Origin of the sequence: Actinomycetospora callitridis (genome assembly GCF_028737265.1) — a bacterium.
Lineage (GTDB): Bacteria > Actinomycetota > Actinomycetes > Mycobacteriales > Pseudonocardiaceae > Actinomycetospora > Actinomycetospora callitridis.
In genome coordinates this window covers 631,752-646,642 of sequence record NZ_JAQZAK010000001.1, presented here as the reverse complement: position 1 = coordinate 646,642, position 14,891 = coordinate 631,752, and the positions used below count along the sequence as shown (strand labels likewise).

20 protein-coding genes and 1 tRNA gene are annotated in these 14,891 nt (G+C 73.2%); 13 read left to right on the top strand and 8 right to left on the bottom strand.

The features are described 5' to 3' along the window. The first annotated feature begins 63 nt into the window (after positions 1-63). Both PH191_RS03165 and PH191_RS03160 read left to right on the top strand, forming a co-directional pair. Positions 64-951 (top strand): DUF3105 domain-containing protein, encoded by an 888-nt coding sequence (locus PH191_RS03165; protein WP_274193168.1) that lies wholly within the window; start codon positions 64-66, stop codon positions 949-951. Further along, the gene (locus PH191_RS03160) at positions 948-1,730 is read left to right on the top strand and encodes a DUF305 domain-containing protein (protein WP_274193167.1); all 783 of its coding nucleotides are present in this window, start codon (positions 948-950) and stop codon (positions 1,728-1,730) included. Before PH191_RS03165 ends, PH191_RS03160 begins: the two co-directional genes overlap by 4 nt. Before the next feature lie 168 nt (positions 1,731-1,898). Here PH191_RS03160 and PH191_RS03155 read toward each other — a convergent pair whose 3' ends face one another. Further along, the gene (locus PH191_RS03155; protein ID WP_274193166.1) at positions 1,899-2,897 is read right to left on the bottom strand and encodes an NAD(P)-binding domain-containing protein; all 999 of its coding nucleotides are present in this window, start codon (positions 2,895-2,897) and stop codon (positions 1,899-1,901) included. A gap of 51 nt (positions 2,898-2,948) precedes the next feature. Here PH191_RS03155 and PH191_RS03150 point away from each other — a divergent pair. Together PH191_RS03150 and PH191_RS03145 are read left to right on the top strand one after the other, a co-directional pair. Then, positions 2,949-3,023: transfer RNA gene (locus PH191_RS03150), tRNA-Arg, on the top strand. Between the two features lie 258 nt (positions 3,024-3,281). Next, complete coding sequence (locus PH191_RS03145) at positions 3,282-3,761, top strand: DoxX family protein (RefSeq protein WP_274193165.1); 480 nt, start codon at positions 3,282-3,284, stop codon at positions 3,759-3,761. Positions 3,762-3,881: 120 nt separating this feature from the next. On the opposite strand, the gene PH191_RS03140 is transcribed toward PH191_RS03145, so the two are convergent. Continuing rightward, the gene (locus tag PH191_RS03140; RefSeq protein ID WP_274193164.1) at positions 3,882-4,571 is read right to left on the bottom strand and encodes a TetR/AcrR family transcriptional regulator; all 690 of its coding nucleotides are present in this window, start codon (positions 4,569-4,571) and stop codon (positions 3,882-3,884) included. Between the two features lie 134 nt (positions 4,572-4,705). On the opposite strand from PH191_RS03140, the gene PH191_RS03135 reads away from it, so the two are divergent. Beyond that, positions 4,706-5,293, top strand: coding sequence for a hypothetical protein (locus tag PH191_RS03135; protein ID WP_274193163.1), 588 nt, complete (start codon positions 4,706-4,708; stop codon positions 5,291-5,293). On the opposite strand, the gene PH191_RS03130 is transcribed toward PH191_RS03135, so the two are convergent. Then, entirely contained in the window at positions 5,278-5,805 is a 528-nt protein-coding gene (locus PH191_RS03130; RefSeq protein WP_274193162.1) for a formaldehyde-activating enzyme, read from the bottom strand. The genes PH191_RS03135 and PH191_RS03130 overlap by 16 nt on opposite strands. Beyond that, a complete protein-coding gene (locus tag PH191_RS03125) occupies positions 5,802-6,932 on the bottom strand; it encodes a zinc-binding dehydrogenase (protein ID WP_274193161.1) in 1,131 nt (376 codons plus the stop codon). The genes PH191_RS03130 and PH191_RS03125 overlap by 4 nt, the downstream gene beginning before the upstream one ends. A 197-nt stretch (positions 6,933-7,129) precedes the next feature. Between PH191_RS03125 and PH191_RS03120 the strand changes: the two genes are divergently transcribed. Next, positions 7,130-8,068 carry a LysR family transcriptional regulator gene (locus tag PH191_RS03120; protein WP_274193160.1) on the top strand — a complete coding sequence of 313 codons (939 nt, stop codon included), beginning with the start codon at positions 7,130-7,132 and terminating at the stop codon, positions 8,066-8,068. Positions 8,069-8,074: 6 nt separating this feature from the next. On the opposite strand, the gene PH191_RS03115 is transcribed toward PH191_RS03120, so the two are convergent. Then, the gene (locus PH191_RS03115) at positions 8,075-8,593 is read right to left on the bottom strand and encodes a L,D-transpeptidase (protein ID WP_274193159.1); all 519 of its coding nucleotides are present in this window, start codon (positions 8,591-8,593) and stop codon (positions 8,075-8,077) included. Between the two features lie 262 nt (positions 8,594-8,855). Between PH191_RS03115 and PH191_RS03110 the strand changes: the two genes are divergently transcribed. The 3 genes from PH191_RS03110 (at position 8,856) to PH191_RS03100 (ending at position 9,888) form a co-directional block, all read left to right on the top strand. Next, positions 8,856-9,227 carry a DUF488 domain-containing protein gene (locus PH191_RS03110; RefSeq protein WP_274193158.1) on the top strand — a complete coding sequence of 124 codons (372 nt, stop codon included), beginning with the start codon at positions 8,856-8,858 and terminating at the stop codon, positions 9,225-9,227. 62 nt (positions 9,228-9,289) lie between these two features. Further along, positions 9,290-9,571, top strand: a complete 282-nt coding sequence (locus PH191_RS03105) for an amphi-Trp domain-containing protein (protein WP_274193157.1) — start codon at positions 9,290-9,292, stop codon at positions 9,569-9,571. A 29-nt stretch (positions 9,572-9,600) separates the two neighbouring features. Further along, complete coding sequence (locus PH191_RS03100) at positions 9,601-9,888, top strand: amphi-Trp domain-containing protein (protein WP_274193156.1); 288 nt, start codon at positions 9,601-9,603, stop codon at positions 9,886-9,888. Here PH191_RS03100 and PH191_RS03095 read toward each other — a convergent pair whose 3' ends face one another. Continuing rightward, positions 9,889-11,199 (bottom strand): aspartate aminotransferase family protein, encoded by a 1,311-nt coding sequence (locus PH191_RS03095; RefSeq protein ID WP_274193155.1) that lies wholly within the window; start codon positions 11,197-11,199, stop codon positions 9,889-9,891. It lies immediately after the preceding gene. A 168-nt stretch (positions 11,200-11,367) separates the two neighbouring features. On the opposite strand from PH191_RS03095, the gene PH191_RS03090 reads away from it, so the two are divergent. Beyond that, positions 11,368-12,108: a helix-turn-helix domain-containing protein gene (locus tag PH191_RS03090; RefSeq protein ID WP_274193154.1), complete on the top strand. Its 741-nt coding sequence runs from the start codon at positions 11,368-11,370 to the stop codon at positions 12,106-12,108. A 59-nt stretch (positions 12,109-12,167) separates the two neighbouring features. Here PH191_RS03090 and PH191_RS03085 read toward each other — a convergent pair whose 3' ends face one another. Together PH191_RS03085 and PH191_RS03080 are read right to left on the bottom strand one after the other, a co-directional pair. Then, positions 12,168-12,893 (bottom strand): 2OG-Fe(II) oxygenase, encoded by a 726-nt coding sequence (locus tag PH191_RS03085; protein WP_274193153.1) that lies wholly within the window; start codon positions 12,891-12,893, stop codon positions 12,168-12,170. Next, positions 12,890-13,156 (bottom strand): Ada metal-binding domain-containing protein, encoded by a 267-nt coding sequence (locus PH191_RS03080; protein WP_274193152.1) that lies wholly within the window; start codon positions 13,154-13,156, stop codon positions 12,890-12,892. Before PH191_RS03080 ends, PH191_RS03085 begins: the two co-directional genes overlap by 4 nt. A 144-nt stretch (positions 13,157-13,300) precedes the next feature. On the opposite strand from PH191_RS03080, the gene PH191_RS03075 reads away from it, so the two are divergent. The 3 genes from PH191_RS03075 to PH191_RS03065 are packed head-to-tail and all read left to right on the top strand — an operon-like array spanning position 13,301 to position 14,866. After that, positions 13,301-13,954, top strand: a complete 654-nt coding sequence (locus PH191_RS03075; RefSeq protein ID WP_274193151.1) for a hypothetical protein — start codon at positions 13,301-13,303, stop codon at positions 13,952-13,954. Between the two features lie 43 nt (positions 13,955-13,997). Further along, a complete protein-coding gene (locus PH191_RS03070) occupies positions 13,998-14,441 on the top strand; it encodes a helix-turn-helix transcriptional regulator (protein WP_274193150.1) in 444 nt (147 codons plus the stop codon). A 5-nt stretch (positions 14,442-14,446) separates the two neighbouring features. Beyond that, positions 14,447-14,866 carry a VOC family protein gene (locus tag PH191_RS03065; protein WP_274193149.1) on the top strand — a complete coding sequence of 140 codons (420 nt, stop codon included), beginning with the start codon at positions 14,447-14,449 and terminating at the stop codon, positions 14,864-14,866. Positions 14,867-14,891 lie beyond the last annotated feature (25 nt).

Genomic DNA, 14,891 nt, shown 5'->3' with positions numbered 1-14,891 from the left:
GTGATCACCGCGGGTGTGCACCCGTCCCTCGAGCGTCACCGCGTGCTCCGTAGACTCGGTGCCATGGCGAGTGGTGGATCCGGTCGTCGATCCGGGTCGGCCGGGTCGGGAACGCCGTCCTCGGGGCGGTCGTCCTCGGGCGGGCAGCGCAGACAGAACGGCCAGGGCGGCGCCAGGGGCGGCGCGAAGAACGGCCAGCGCCCGGGCGCGAAGCGGGGCCCCAACCCCGTCACCCGTGGCAAGCGTCCCGCCGCCGGGACCCGCCGCCAGGTGCCGTGGCTGCTCATCGGTGCGATCACCGTCGTCGTGCTGCTCGCCGTGGGCGTCATCGGCTTCGCGCTGATGCGCGAGGGCGAGGTCAGCGCGTGGCGCCCGAGTGACGACAACCGCGACCCGTCGCTCGCGATCCCGGGCATCGTCACCGGCCAGTACGCGGGCCAGCAGCACGTCACCGCCCAGCAGCGCGTGGCCTACGACCGCTCGCCCCCGTTCGGCGGCCCGCACGACGCCTACTGGGCGGCCTGCACCGGCGTGGTCTACCCGACCCCGGTGCGCACCGAGAACATGGTCCACTCCCTCGAGCACGGCGCGGTGTGGATCGCCTACGACCCGGCGCGCGTGCAGGGGCCGGGCGTGCAGGCGCTGGCCGGCCGGGTGCAGGGCCAGGACTACACGATGATGTCGCCGTACCCGGGCCTCGACCGGCCGATCGCGCTGCAGTCGTGGGGCCACGAGCTCAAGGTCGACGACCCGAACGACCCGCGGATCGACCAGTTCATCCAGTCGCTGCGCCAGAACCAGTACCAGTACCCCGAGGTCGGGGCGAGCTGCGACGCCCTCGGTCCGGGCTACTTCGACCCGGACAACCCGCCCCCGTTCGACCCCTCGCCCCCGCCGCCGGACGCGGTGACGATGGACGGTCGCGGCGCGGCCGCGGGCAACGGCGGATGAGCGCCACCCCCACCGAGATGACGGACACCCCGGTGAGCGACACCGACCGCACCGACCCGCCGCCGCCCCCGGTCGACGACGACGGCGCGGGCGACGGCGGCTCCGGCGGCGGCTGGTGGTCGGCGAGCCCGACCTGGGCGAAGGCGTTCGTCGCCGGCGGGCTCGCGCTCGTGCTGGTGCTCGCCGGCGTCATCGGCGGCATCGCCCTGGGGCGCTCCACCGCGACGACCTACGGGCCGGCCGAGGGCTCGGTCGACGTCGGCTTCCTGCAGGACATGGACGTCCACCACGGCCAGGGCGTGGAGATGGCCGTGTGGGCGCGGAACAACACCGCGAACCCCGAGATCCGCCAGCTCGCGTTCGACATCGAGTCGACCCAGACCGCTCAGGTCGGGCGCATGCAGGGCTGGCTGACCCTGTGGGGCGAGCCGCTGACCCCGCCGTCCGGGCAGTTCATGGGCTGGATGGGCATGCCGACGGCGACGATGCCCGGTATGGCCTCGCCCGAGGACCTCGCGCGGCTGCGCGCCTCCACCGGACCCGCGCTCGACGTCGTGTTCCTCCAGCTCATGCTGCGCCACCACCAGGGCGGGCTGCCGATGATGCAGGCGGCCGCCGACGAGGCCTCGGTGCCGGCGGTCCGGGCGCTCGCGCAGAGCATGGCGACGTCCCAGAGCTCCGAGGCGGCGGTGATGACGCAGATGCTCGCCGAGCGCGGCGCCGCTCCCCTGCCCGCCCCGGCGGACATGCACGCCGGCATGCACACGATGCCCAACTGACCTGGCGGGACCGCCCCTGGCTCAGCACCGTCCCGGTGTCAGCCTGGGGGCCACGCTGACGTCCAGGACATCCACCCGCTCGGGCCGGTCGGGTCCCCGGGACGCAAGATCGCGAGTTCGGTGACGAAACCACTCGTATCTGAGCGGCTTCGTCACCGAAACGGTGATCTACGGGTCCAGGCGGGCGCGGACCTCGGCCTCGGCGGTCGCGAGCCGCGTGGTCCCGACCTCGTTGCGCATCGCGTCGAGCCGCTCCCCCGCCTCGGGACGGCTCCACTCCTGCGCGAAGGCCCCGGACAGGATGTCGTGGTGCATCACGCGCCGGAAGCGGTCGGCCAGCTCGCCGCCCTCGTCGAGCCCCGACAGCGACCGCAGCTGCCCGTACTGCGAGGTCCGCGAGTGCAGCCCGAGCTGGCCGAACAGCCCGTCGCGGGCCATGTGCGCGAACACCTCGGCCGGCTCGGCGGACAGGTAGAGCTCGTTGAGCACGGCCTCCTCGGTGAACCCCGCCTCCACGGCGACCCGGTGGGCAGTGCGCACCACGTCGAGGATCGCGGGCCAGATCGCCTGCTCGCTGAACAGGTCCAGCGCCGCCTCCTCGCGGGCGCTCGAGACGATCGCGCCGCCGAGCGTGCCCCCGATGGCACGGGCGATCGCCATCGTCGTCTCCCACGCGTGACCGCTCGCGTCGCGCTCGACGGAGACGAAGCAGGGGAAGCCGTGCCGGTCGACGTAGCGGTCGCGCACCGCCGCGCCGATCATGCGCGGCGCGACCATGACGACGTCGACGCCGTCGGGCACCTCGAGCAGCCCGAAGTGCCAGTTGTAGCCGCTGGCGACGACGAGCGTGTCGCCCGCGCGCAGCCCGGGCGCGACCTCGGTGCGCACGAGCTCGAGCTGCTCCTCGTCGGGGACCAGCAGCAGCGCGATGTCGGCGGCGGCCGCCGCGTCGGCGATCGGGCGCAGGTCGAAGCCCTCCTCCGCGGCCGACGTCGCGTACTCGTCGTCCCGGTTGCCGACCAGCGGGGCGAACCCCGAGTCGCGCAGGTTCGCCGCCTGCGCCGCGCCCTGGTTGCCGAAACCGATCACCGCGATCGTGCGTCCGGACAGGGCGGCGAGGTCTCCCGCATCGATGCGACGGTCCCGATGGATCTCTGCGTGTGCCATCACCCGAGCGTCGGTCCTCGGCGGCCCGTGCGCTAGGCTCGCGGTCGGTCCGCCCCCGTAGCTCAGGGGATAGAGCACCGCCCTCCGGAGGCGGGAGCGCAGGTTCGAATCCTGCCGGGGGCACCACCGCTGACCAGCGACAACGGCTCGTTGCGATGATCGGCCGGCCCGGGTCCGCGTGGGACGAATGCTTCTGACGGGGGCCGGCGGGTGGTCGCCGACGGCAGTCGCCCCACATCGCCGGGGAGAAGCACCGTGGCCGCGTCCTGCACCGGCCGGGCGACCGTCGTGTCGTGCCGTGCTCTCGGACCTGGGTCGTGGCACCGTTGACCTCAAACGATGCTGACCACGGCGCGCGGTTGCTCGATCAGAAGGAGCACGGCCATGGCCGGTGGCGGGAATGTCGAGCACCACTCTGACCGCGGCCCGACCCAGCGGTTCTTCAGCACCCGGGTCCGCGGAGGGGTCGCGGAGGCCACGGCGGTGCTGCGTATCGCGACCGGCCTGGTGTTCGTCCTGTTCTCGCTGCCGAAGTTCCTCGCTCACGAGTACGAGCTCGCCGAGTTCGTCCGCTACGGGCTCCCCGACTCCAGTGTGATCGTCTACCTGGTCGGTGCGCTCGAGCTCGGAGCCGGACTGATGCTCATCCTCGGGATCGGCACCCGGTTGGCCGCGCTGGGGCTGGCCCTGAACATGGCCGGCGCCATCGCGACCGCCGGAGTCCAGGTGGGTGGCCCCTTCCACCTCGGTGTGGCACCGGCGCTGCTGCTCTCGATGGTGTACCTGCTCTGGGCAGGGTCCGGGGCAGCGGCGCTGGACCGCGCACTGGCGGCGCGGTCCGCGCCGACCTCCGGCCGCATGTAGCGCATGAGGCAGGGCCGGCCACCACACGGACCGCAGCACCCGGTCCCACTCCGAGCGGCCCCGACGGGTCCAGGGAGTCGCCGACCACCTCCCGCAAGTAATCACGCCCGCCGCATGCCCTCACCGACGACCCCCGCGCCGCGGGTCGATCGGCCGGCCGTCGAACTCCGTCGGGTGGACGACGTGGAGCAGCCCGTCCACACCTCGGCGCAGGACGACCCCGACGTCCGCGGCACCGTCGATCTGGGCGCCCGCCATCGCGCCGTCGCGCATGACGATGAAGTGCTGGGCGGCCTCGCGGGGGTCGGGGCGCTCGACGTCGGTGTCGAAGATCCGGGCGAACAGCTCCGTGATCGTGGCGGCGTACCAGGCCCGGTGCTCGAGCACGGCCCGATGGATCGGGTCGTCGGGGTCGGGGAACTCGGTGGCGGCCTTGAGGAAGGCACACCCACGGAAACCGGGCGTCGCCAGGCTCTGCACGATCGAGTCGCCGATGGCCCGTAGCGCCTCGGCCGGTGTGGCCGCGCCGTCGATGTCGGCGTGCACCCCGTCGCGCGTCTGGGCGTCGACGCCGCGCAGGTAGGCCACGACGAGGTCGTCCTTGGACGGGAAGTGGCGGTAGAAGGTGGCCCGCGTCGTCGGGACCTCGGCGAGGATCCGCTCGACACCGACCGCGCGGATGCCCTCGCCGTAGAAGAGCCCACTGGCGACGGACAGCAACCGCTCACGAGCCGGCGAGCGCCCGGCGTCTCCCCCGCCGGCCGGGGCGCTGACCTGGCCCGGCGGATCGGTCTCGCGGCTGACGACCATGCCTCACGCTAACAGAAAGAACGATCGGTCTTGCGTGCGCGGACGACGAGGGTCCATGCTGGCGGAACAGAAGAGAGAACGGTCTTTCTACATCGCGGCGTGGGTCGCCCACGCCGCACGAGGGGAACCCCGTCATGACCACCGCCACCACGCCCGTCCCCGTCGCGTCCGGCGACCCGTCCACCCTGCGTCGCCTCCACCTCGCCCGGTTCGGCTTCGCCGTGGTCTGGGCCCTGCTGCTGGTCGTGGTCGGGTCGCACCTCGGCCCGCTGACCGCGGTCCTGCTCGTGCTCTACCCGCTCGTCGACGTGGCGGCGGCGGCGGTCGACGCGCGGTCGTCGCGAGCCGCGGCCCCGGAGACCTGGAACGCCGTGGGCCTCCGGGCCACCATGACCATCAGTGCCCTCGCCGCGATCGGGCTGGTCGTCGCCCTCTCCTCGGGCGTCCCGGCCGTCCTGCGCGTGTGGGGTGCGTGGGCCGTCGTCGCCGGCATCGTGCAGCTCGTCGTCGCGATCCGTCGTCGATCCCTGGGCGGGCGGGGCGCGATGATCGCGAGCGGGTCGATCTCCGTGCTGGCCGGGGTCGCCTTCGTCCTCACGGCCTCCGCCGCCGGGGCGTCGCTCGCCGGCCTCGCCGGCTACGCCCTGCTGGGCGGCATCTTCTTCCTCGTCTCGGCGCTGCGACTCGGACGCGCGCCGCGGCCGGATCACTCCCCGTCGTAGAACGGGTGTCGCACCGAGTCGCGGTCACGGACGAGGCGTGCGACCGCCTCCCCGTCCCGGCCGCCGGCCGCCTCCCGGACCGCCGCGGAGGTGGCCGTCCGGGCGTTCGCGCACACAGTGGTCTCGTCGTCCGCCGCGCTGTCGAGCCACAGCGAGACCAGGACGAGGGTGTCCTGGTCCGCGTCGACGGCGCCCTGCGCCACCGCGTCGAGCACGCCCCGCGAGATGCCGGAGGCGCAGGCACCGAAGAGGAGCTTCTCGTGCGTGTCCCCGGCAGGCGGGGTCTTGTTGACGATCACGGTGGGCGGGTGGAGCGTCTCGTAGGTCTGCTGGGACTCCCCGACGCTCGCGAGCACGGGCGTGATCCCGGCGGACGGGTTCGTGAACGCGCCGGCCACGACGGCGGCGGTGGGACCGCCCCGCCGGGCGAGCAGCACGTTGACGTGCACGCCGTTCGGCGAGACCCCTCCCCACCCCTGGGCGAACCGGCCGTCGACGTCCTCGGCGCTCATGCGGCGGCCGCCACGGCGTCGTCCCGGACGGGGAGCCCCGCCAGTTCCTCGTCGAACACGACGACGCCGCGCTTGAGCTTGCCCTCGCGCATGTCCACGAACGCGTCGTTGATCTCGTCGAGCCCGTAGGACCTGGTGATCATCCGGTCCAGGGGGAGGGTCCCCGCGGAGTACTGCCGCAGGATCGTCGGGATGTCGATGCTGGGCCGGGAGGAGCCGTACAGGCTGCCCGTCACGATCTTCTCCTCGCGGACCAGCTCGGGCCCGGGCAGCGACGGACGGGCCGCGACGCCCGGCATGCCCACGCAGACGATCGTCCCGCCGGGAACGGTCGCCGCGAACGCCTGCCCGAGGATGCCGTCGGCGCCCGCGGCGTCGATCGCGTAGTCGACGCCGCCGCCGGTGATCTCCCGGATGCGCTCGACGAGGTCGTCGGACGGCAGCAGACCGTGCGTCGCGCCGAACAGCTCCGCCTCCTCGAGCTTGGCCGCGACGGGGTCGCAGACGAGGATCTGCTCGGCTCCGCTGACGCGGGCTCCCATCACCGCGCTGAGGCCGACGCCGCCGGCGCCGAAGACGACCACCGAGCTCCCGGGGCCGACCCTGGCCCGGTTCACCACCGCGCCGTAGCCGGTGAGGATGCCGCAGCCGACGAGGCTCGCCACCGCGAGCGGGATGTGCCGCCCGATCCGGATCGCGCTCGACGCGGGCACCACCGCGTGCGTGGCGAAGGTCGACAGGAACGAGTAGTGGCTCACCGGCTGCCCGCCCCGGCGCAATCGGACGGTGCCGTCCAGCAGGGTGCCGGCGAGCAGGGCGGGGGCCGCGGCGGCGCACAGGACCGGTCGCCCCGAGACGCAGTGACGGCACACCCCGCAGCTCGGCATCCACGACAACGCGACGTGGTCCCCCACCGCGACGTGGCCGACGTTCGACCCGACGCGCTCGACCACGCCGGCCCCCTCGTGCCCCAGGACGCAGGGCGAGGGCGAGGGAATGCGGCCGGAGTGCGTGTGCGCGTCGGAGGCGCAGATGCCGGTGGCCGCGAGCCGCACGAGCACCTCGTCGGCCCGCGGGTCCGAGAGGTCCAACGAGACCGTCTCCAGCGGCTCGTCGGTATGGGTCATGAGAGACGCCGTGATCTCCATCGGGCAATTCCATTCACGGAGGAAGAACTGGTGACGAGGACGCGTCGGTCCGCCGTGCGCATTCGACGACGGAATGGAGCGCACATCTGCGGGGCGCGTCTCTCGACGACGAGTCTGCCGCACCGCTGCCGTCAACGGCAGTGACAGCTGCTCCAGCTCTGGTTCAGGATGACTTCATGCCGATCGACCCCCACCGGCTCCTCGTCCTGCGGGCGGTCCACCGGACGGGAAGCGTCCAGGCGGCGGCGACGGCCCTGCACCTGACGGCCTCCGGCGTCTCCCAGCACCTCACGCGACTGGAGGTGGAGGCCCGGATCCCCCTGCTCGACCGCACCCAGCGGGGCGGCGGTCGCACCGTCCGCCTCACCGAGGCCGGGCTGGCCCTGGCGCAACGCGCCGACGACGTGGCGGTCGCCCTGGCGGAGGCACAGCGAGAAGTCGATCGACTACGGGAGGGAACGGCGGGGTCGGTCCGCATCGGAGGATTCGCGACCGCTCTGGGACAGCTCGTGGTGCCGACCCTGAAACAGCTCGCCATCACCGATGCCGCACTGCAGGTCCAGGTGATCGAGGTGGGCGCGCGCGAGGGCGTGAACCTCCTGCGCGCCGGCGATCTCGATCTGTTGATCGGTGAGCAGTACACCGAGTCGACGACGCCCGCGCCGGCTCCCTATCCCGGTCTCATCGAGATCGAGCTCTACCGCGAGGCGTTCCGCATCGTCCTCCCGGAACTGTGGGCGACGCCCGGGAGCATCGAGGAGCTGCTGGCCGGGACGTGGGTGACGTCCGCCAGCCACCAGCCCCCGCGCCAGATGCTCGACCGGCTCTGCTCCCGGTACGCGGTCACCCCCGGGCAGCAGCACATCTGCTTCGAGTCGCAGACCATGTTCGCGCTCGTGGCCGCCGGTCTCGGCGCCGCCATCGTCCCGGACCTCACGCTGGCCTACCTGAGCACCGAGGGCGTGACGATCTACGCGTCGGCCGTCGACGTCGGCACCCGCATCCTCACGGTCACGGGATCACGCCGGGAGCACCTCGCCCCGGCCCCGCAGCGGTTCCTCGCCGCGCTGCAGGAAGTGATCGGCCGCACGACGACGTCCGGGATCACCGGGTGATCGGTCCTACGACGGCTCGCCCCGCGCCGCCCGCTCCTGCGAGCCGTTGACGACCTGCACCTTGTCGCCCTTCTGCAGGTCGTCGAACACGGCCTCGGCGTCGGCGGCCTTCATGCGGATGCACCCGGCCGACGAGCGCGAGGGGTCGCCCCCGTGGAAGGCGATCCCGCCGTCGGCGAAGAACGTCGAGAAGGGCATCGGGGCGGGGCGGCCGTCGGCGGTCCGCGACTCCCCGCTGACGTGGTCGCGGTCCTTGCGGTACACGCGGAACGAGTGGCCCACCGGCGTCGCCCGTCCCTCGCCACCGGAGGAGATCGTCATCGGCCCGCGGGTCACCTTGCCGTCGCGGATCAGCCAGGCCCGCTGGGACTCCAGGTCGACGCACGCCCGCGCCGACACCGAGCAGGGGGTGCCGGGCACCAGCGCCTCGGCGTGCGTCTCGCGGGCCACCTGGCTCGACTCGGGGCTGTCCGACGCGGCATCGGCGAGCGCCGGGCCGGCGAGGAGGCCGACGGTCGTGGTCACGGCGGCGCCCGCGAGCGCGATCGTCAGGCCCCGGCGTGGGCGGCGACCCGGGGACCGGGTGCTCTCCCACCGATGACGTCCGCTGCCCGACGTTGCTCCGATACCGATGACTGGACCTCCCGAGATCGCGGGGCGGGTGCCCTGCGCGTGCCGCTTCCCCGTCCCCATCGACCCGGACGGGTCATCCCCGGAGCCTCCGAACGGGTGACGGCGAGTCGCCGCCGGGTCGGAGGATCGTCGGGCTCGGGACGAGGATGAGCGCGTGCCGTCACCGGACATCGACGTGGGCCGGGTCTACGACCCGCGCCGGCCCGACCGCCTGCGGGTCCTCGTGGACCGGCTGTGGCCCCGGGGCCTGCGCAAGGACGCGGCCGACCTCGACCGGTGGGCCAAGGACGTCGCGCCGTCGAACGAGCTGCGGTCCTGGTACGGGCACGCCCCTGAACGCTTCGACGAGTTCGCGCGCCGCTACCGGGCCGAGCTCACCGAGCCGGAGCGGGCGCAGGCCCTCGACGACCTGCGCGCGTGGCAGGACGGCCGCGGCCTGACCCTCCTCACCGCCACCAGGGACCCGTCGGCGAGCCACGCGACCGTCCTCGCCGAGGTCCTCGCGGCCCGGCCTCGACGGCCGTGACCCTCGTCGAGCGCGGCCCGGCGGAGGAGAGTGGCCGGTTCCTCCGAGGAAGGAGCCGGGAGATGTCGAAGGACGAGATCGAGCAGAAGGCGACCCTGTCGCGCCAGGAGGTCGCGCGGTGGCTGGCGGATCTGGCGAAGGCGGTCGAGGACGGCGGCACCATGCAGGTCTCGCTGGCCGGCCCGCCCGTGACGCTGGAGCTGCCCGAGGAGTTCCGCTGCGAGCTGGAGATCGAGCCGCATGGCGAGACGGTCGAGCTGGAGATCGAGCTGAGGTGGCCGAGGACCCGCTCGCGAGCCCGTCACGACGGCCCCGTCGCCGCTACTCTCGCCGGGCCGGAGTGAGATCGTTTTCCCCAGGAGAGGAGCACCCCATGGCGGGTGGAAAGATCGAGCAGAGGGTCATCCTGTCGCGCCAGGAGGCCGCCAAGTGGCTCCACTCGCTCGCGAACGCCCTCGAGAACGGCGGCACGACGGAGGTGTCCCTGGTCGGACCCGGCGTGGCGCTCAACCTGCCTGACGAGTTCGAGGTCGAGCTGGAGCTGGAGCCCTACGGCGACAAGATCGAGCTGGAGTTCGAGCTCATGTGGCCGAACTCGGGCGCCGCGCCGGCGGCCGAGGAGAAGCGCACGAAGGTCGCGGCCGCCGACGGCCTGCGCTGATCAGCTCGTCTCGGCGGTCAGGGCCTCGTCGAGGATCGCGACCCCGCGGTCGATCTCGGCGTCGGAGGCCGTGAGCGGCGGGGCGATCCGGAAGATCCCGCCCAGGCCCGGCAGCTGCACGATGTTCATGTGCAGGCCGAGGTCGGCGCAGCGTCGGGTGACGGCGCCGCCGAGCGCGTCGGTGTCGCCCGATCCCCCGTCGTCCCGCCCCTCGTCGACCAGCTCGAGCCCCACCAGCAGCCCGCGCCCACGGACGTCGCCGATCACCTTGTGCCGCTCGGCGAGCTCGAGCAGCCCACCCTGCAGGCGATCGCCGAGCTCGCGGGCGCGCTCGTCGAGGCGGTCGCGGATCAGGACGTCGAGCACCGTGTTGCCGACGGCGGCCGGCAGCGGGTCGTTGACGTGGGTGGTGAAGAACAGGAACCCACGGTCGTGGGCCTCCTGCTCGATCGCCTCGCTGGTCAGCACGGCCGCCAGCGGCAGCCCGGCGCCGAGGGTCTTCGAGAGGGTCAGGATGTCCGGGATGACCCGGTCACGCTCGAACGCGTACCAGTCCCCCGTGCGGCACAGGCCCGTCTGCGCCTCGTCGACGATCAGCAGCATGCCGCGCTCGTGGCACTTGTCCCGCAGCGCGGCGAGGTAGCCGGGCGGGAGGTCGACGACGCCGCCGGAGCTCAGGATCGGCTCGACCAGGCAGGCCGCGAGACTGCCGACCGACTGCGCGTCGATCAGGTCGAACCCGAGGTCGAGCTGGCGGCGCCAGTCCAGGTCCCCGTCCGCGTCGACGAGGTCGGCCCGGAACCGGTCGGGCACCGGCAGGGCGAAGTTGCCGGGCGCGGCGGGGCCGTACCCGGTGCGCCCGGCGACGTAGGTCGCGTTCGCGGCGGCGCCGGTCATGCCGTGCCAGGACCGGGCGAACGAGACGATCTCGTGGCGGCCGGTGACGAGCTTGGCCATCCGCAGCGCCGCCTCGTTGGACTCGGCACCGGTGGTCAACAGCATCGCCTTCTCCAGCGGCGCCGGGAGCGTCTCCGCCAGCCGCCGGGCGAGGTCGAGGACCGGGCGGCTCAGCATCCCGCTGTAGAGGTGGTCGAGGCGTCCGACCTGCTCGCGGACGGTCGCCACGATCTCCGGGTGGCCGTGCCCGAGGATCGCGCTCATCTGCCCGGACGTGAAGTCGAGCAGCTCGCGCCCGTCCTCGGTGATCACCGTGCTGCCGCTGGCCCGGTCCGCGATCCCGGGGCTGAACCCGCCCCGGCCGGAGTACCGGATCAGGTGTCGCTCGCGGTCGGGAGGAGGGGACTCCGGCATGGTCGGCGACGCTACGGCCCGGACGTCGCCTCCGGCAGGTCCTCACCGCCGTGCCGGCGCGTGAGAGGGCCGTCACGGAACGGCGACGCTTGACCATGCCGCGGCGGCACGGTCTTCACTGTCGTCGGCACCCCGGTCCCGAGGTCCGTCGACAGGAGGAGCAGCACCATGGCGTGGAGCACCCGGCAGCTCGCCGAGCTCACCGGCACCACCCTGCGGACGGTGCGGCACTACCACGACGTCGGCCTGCTCGAGGAGCCGAAGCGGCGCGCCAACGGCTACAAGCAGTACGGCGTGGCCCACCTCGTGCGCGTGCTGCGGATCAAGCGGCTGACCGATCTCGGGCTCTCGCTCTCCGAGATCGCCGAGATGGGCGACGGCGACGAGCACCCCGAGGCGGCGCTGCGGAAGCTGGACGCGGAGCTCGCGGAGACCGTCGAGCGGCTGCAGCGGGTGCGTGCGGAGCTCGCCCTCATCCTGCGCGAGGCGGCGCCGACCGACCTGCCGCCCGAGATCGCCTCGGCCGCCGCCCGTGCGGATCTCTCGGACGCCGACCGCTCCTACATGGTCGTCCTCTCCCGGGTCCTCGGGCCGAAGGGCATCAAGGCCTACGCGGACCTGATGACGAACTACCAGCACGAACCCCTCATGACCGAGTTCGACGAGCTCTCCCCCGAGGCCGACCAGCAGACCCGCCAGGACCTGGCCGAACGGATGCTCCCCCACGTCCGCGCGCTGCGGGCCGAGCACCCGGAGCTGCGGACCGCGGACGAGGACGCTCCGCAGGGGGCGAAGTTCGCCGCCCGCACCATGGGTCAGGCGCTGATCGACCTCTACTCCCCGGCCCAGCTCGACGTCCTGAAGCGGGTGGGCCGGCTGAACGCCGAGGCGCCGGGCGAGGGGGCCTGATCCGGACGCTTCGGAAATCGAAGCGTCCGTCGCACGGGGTCCGGGTGGCGGCCGGCCCGTCACCGGGCGTTGTGGAAGATGATGCCGAGCACGTGGCGCTCGCCGCTGTGCACCGCCGAGACGCCGTGGCGCATCTGCACGCGGTGGTGGCCGCGGGAGCCCTGCTTCGGGCGGTGACGCACCGGGAAGACCACGGCCTGGCCGAGGCCGGGGCGCGCCACCATCGGGCGCGACTGCTGCCGGGGCCGCTGCTCGACGAACACGCTCTCCCCGCCGGTGAAGTCGACGTCGGGCGTGTTGAGCATGACGAGCACCTGCAGCGGGAAGGTCAGGACGCCGTAGACGTCCTGGTGCAGGCAGTTGTATCCGGTGGGGCCGTAGCGCAGCACGAGCGGCGTGGGCTTGTGCTGGCCCGCGGCCGCGCACGCCTCGACGAGCCCGTCGTGGTGCTCGGGGAACGTGTCCTCCCCGAGCAGGCCGGCCCAGCGGTTCGCGATCCGCGCGAGCGGCGGGTACAGCCGGGTGCGCAACGCCTGCACCAGTGCCGGGAGCGGGTCGGCGAAGTAGCGGTAGCGGCCCTCGCCGAACGACAGCCGCGCCATGTCGATCGTGGACCGGAACGCGTCCTCGTCGTCGAAGACGTCGATCATCTGCCGGCACTGCTCGGGGTCCAAGAGCGGCGCGGTCATCGCGAACCCGTCGCGGTCGAGGCGGGCGGCGAGGTCGTCCCAGTCGACGCGGTCGAGGGCGGGGAGCTCGTCGGTCGTGGTGGGGCTCGTCGTCATCGGTCCTCCTGGAGGGTCGTCCACTGGTCGTACTCGCGGGGCAGGCACACCGCACAGGGCCGGAAGCCCGCGGCGCGGGCGGCCGTCTCGTCGGCGAAGAACACCCGGTGGGCCGCGTAGTGGCCGCGGGCGAGCCACCGCAGGGCGCTCGGGCAGTCGAGCCGGCCGTAGATGCGCAGGCGGCGGTGGCCGCCGAGGGTGCCGGGCGCCGCCGACGCGCGGGACCGGCCGTCGGCCCCGAGGATTCGGTAGCGCCGGGTCACACGAGGGAGAACCCCGATCGGGTCACGGGCGTGGCACGCACGGGCCCGGGTGTCGGAGCGCGATGGCTCATGAGGCACCGTGCGGGACAGGCATTCCGCTGCGGAAACGGCGCCCGCCGAAGCGTCCTGGGAGGAATCAGACGTATGTCCGACACGAGTCGCCACGAGACCGTGGCGACGGACGATCCGCCGGCCGGGGACGGCACCCCCGACGAGGACGCCGACACCCCGGCTGGCGAGGCGGACACGACGACCGGGGCCGAGGCGGACACGACGGCCGACGACGAGCCGGCCGCCGTGAACGACACCGACGACACCGACGACACCGACACCCCGGACGACGACGACCTCACCGACGAGGACGACGAGGACGACGAGCCCGCGGGCCGTCCGATGGGCCTCGTCATCGCGCTCGGCGCCGTCGCCGCGATCGCGGTCGTAGCGCTGGCGGTGACCGCGCTGCTCTACCCCGGCTTCCTGGTCAACCCGGGCTCCCCGGACGACCGCGCCGCGGAGATCACCACCGCGCTGGCGACGAAGGACGGGGCGGCGCTCGACGCGGCGTCGTGCCGCACCCCGAGCGGTCAGCCGCTGAACCCGCTCACGCCGGACGCGCTCACGCTGATCCAGTCGGCGGTCCCGGCCGGGCCGGCGCAGCTCATGCTCGACACCCAGGCCCGGGCGCCGATCGACCTGACGCTGAGCGCCCAGGGCCAGACGCAGACCCTGCCCGCCGACCTGGTGCTCGGCGTGACCGACGGCGAGTGGTGCATGACGGGGCTCACCCAGCGTCAGTGAGGGTGATGGACGACGGGGAGCCGGGCGGGGAAGGATCGGCCCCGTGGACCTTCCGGACACCCACCGCCTGCGCGACCTCGCGCGGCTGCGCCGTGTCCGCGACCGGATCGACCGCGAGTACGCGCAGCCGCTCGACGTCGAGGCGCTCGCGCGCGGCGCCGCCATGTCGGCGGGGCACCTGAGCCGCGAGTTCCGGCGCGTCTTCGGGGAATCGCCCTACAGCTACCTGATGACGCGGCGCATCGAGCGCGCGATGGCCCTGCTGCGCCGGGGCGACCTCAGCGTCACCGAGGTCTGCTTCGCGGTGGGCAGCTCGTCGCTGGGCACCTTCAGCACCCGCTTCACCGAGCTCGTCGGGATGTCGCCGAGCGCCTACCGGAAGCAGGCGGCCGGCCCCGGTCCGGGGATGCCGCCGTGCGTGTCCAAGCAGGTGACACGACCGGTCAGGAATCGAGAAGCACGGGTCTCCGGGGCGCCCCTAGCGTGACCGCCATGAGCACACCCGACCTCACCATCCACCACGCCTTCCTCCCCCACCACGACCACGAGGCCTCCCTCGCCTTCTACCGCGACACCCTCGGCTTCGAGGTGCGCAACGACGTCGAGTGGAACGGGCTGCACTGGCTCACCGTCGGACCGGCCGGCCAGCCCGGGACGTCGATCGTGCTCTTCCCGCCCGCGGCCCAGCCCGGGATGACGGAGGAGGAGCGGCGCACCGTGAGCGAGATGATGGCCAAGGGCACCTTCGCGTCGATCAACCTCGCCACCACCGACCTCGACGGCACCTTCGAGCGCCTGCAGTCCGGCGACGCCGAGGTCGTCCAGGAGCCCACCGAGCAGCCGTGGGGCATCCGCGACGCCGCCTTCCGCGACCCCGCGGGCAGCATGATCCGAATCTTCGAGGTGAAGTGACGCAGCGACCCGCAGGAACGGAGCC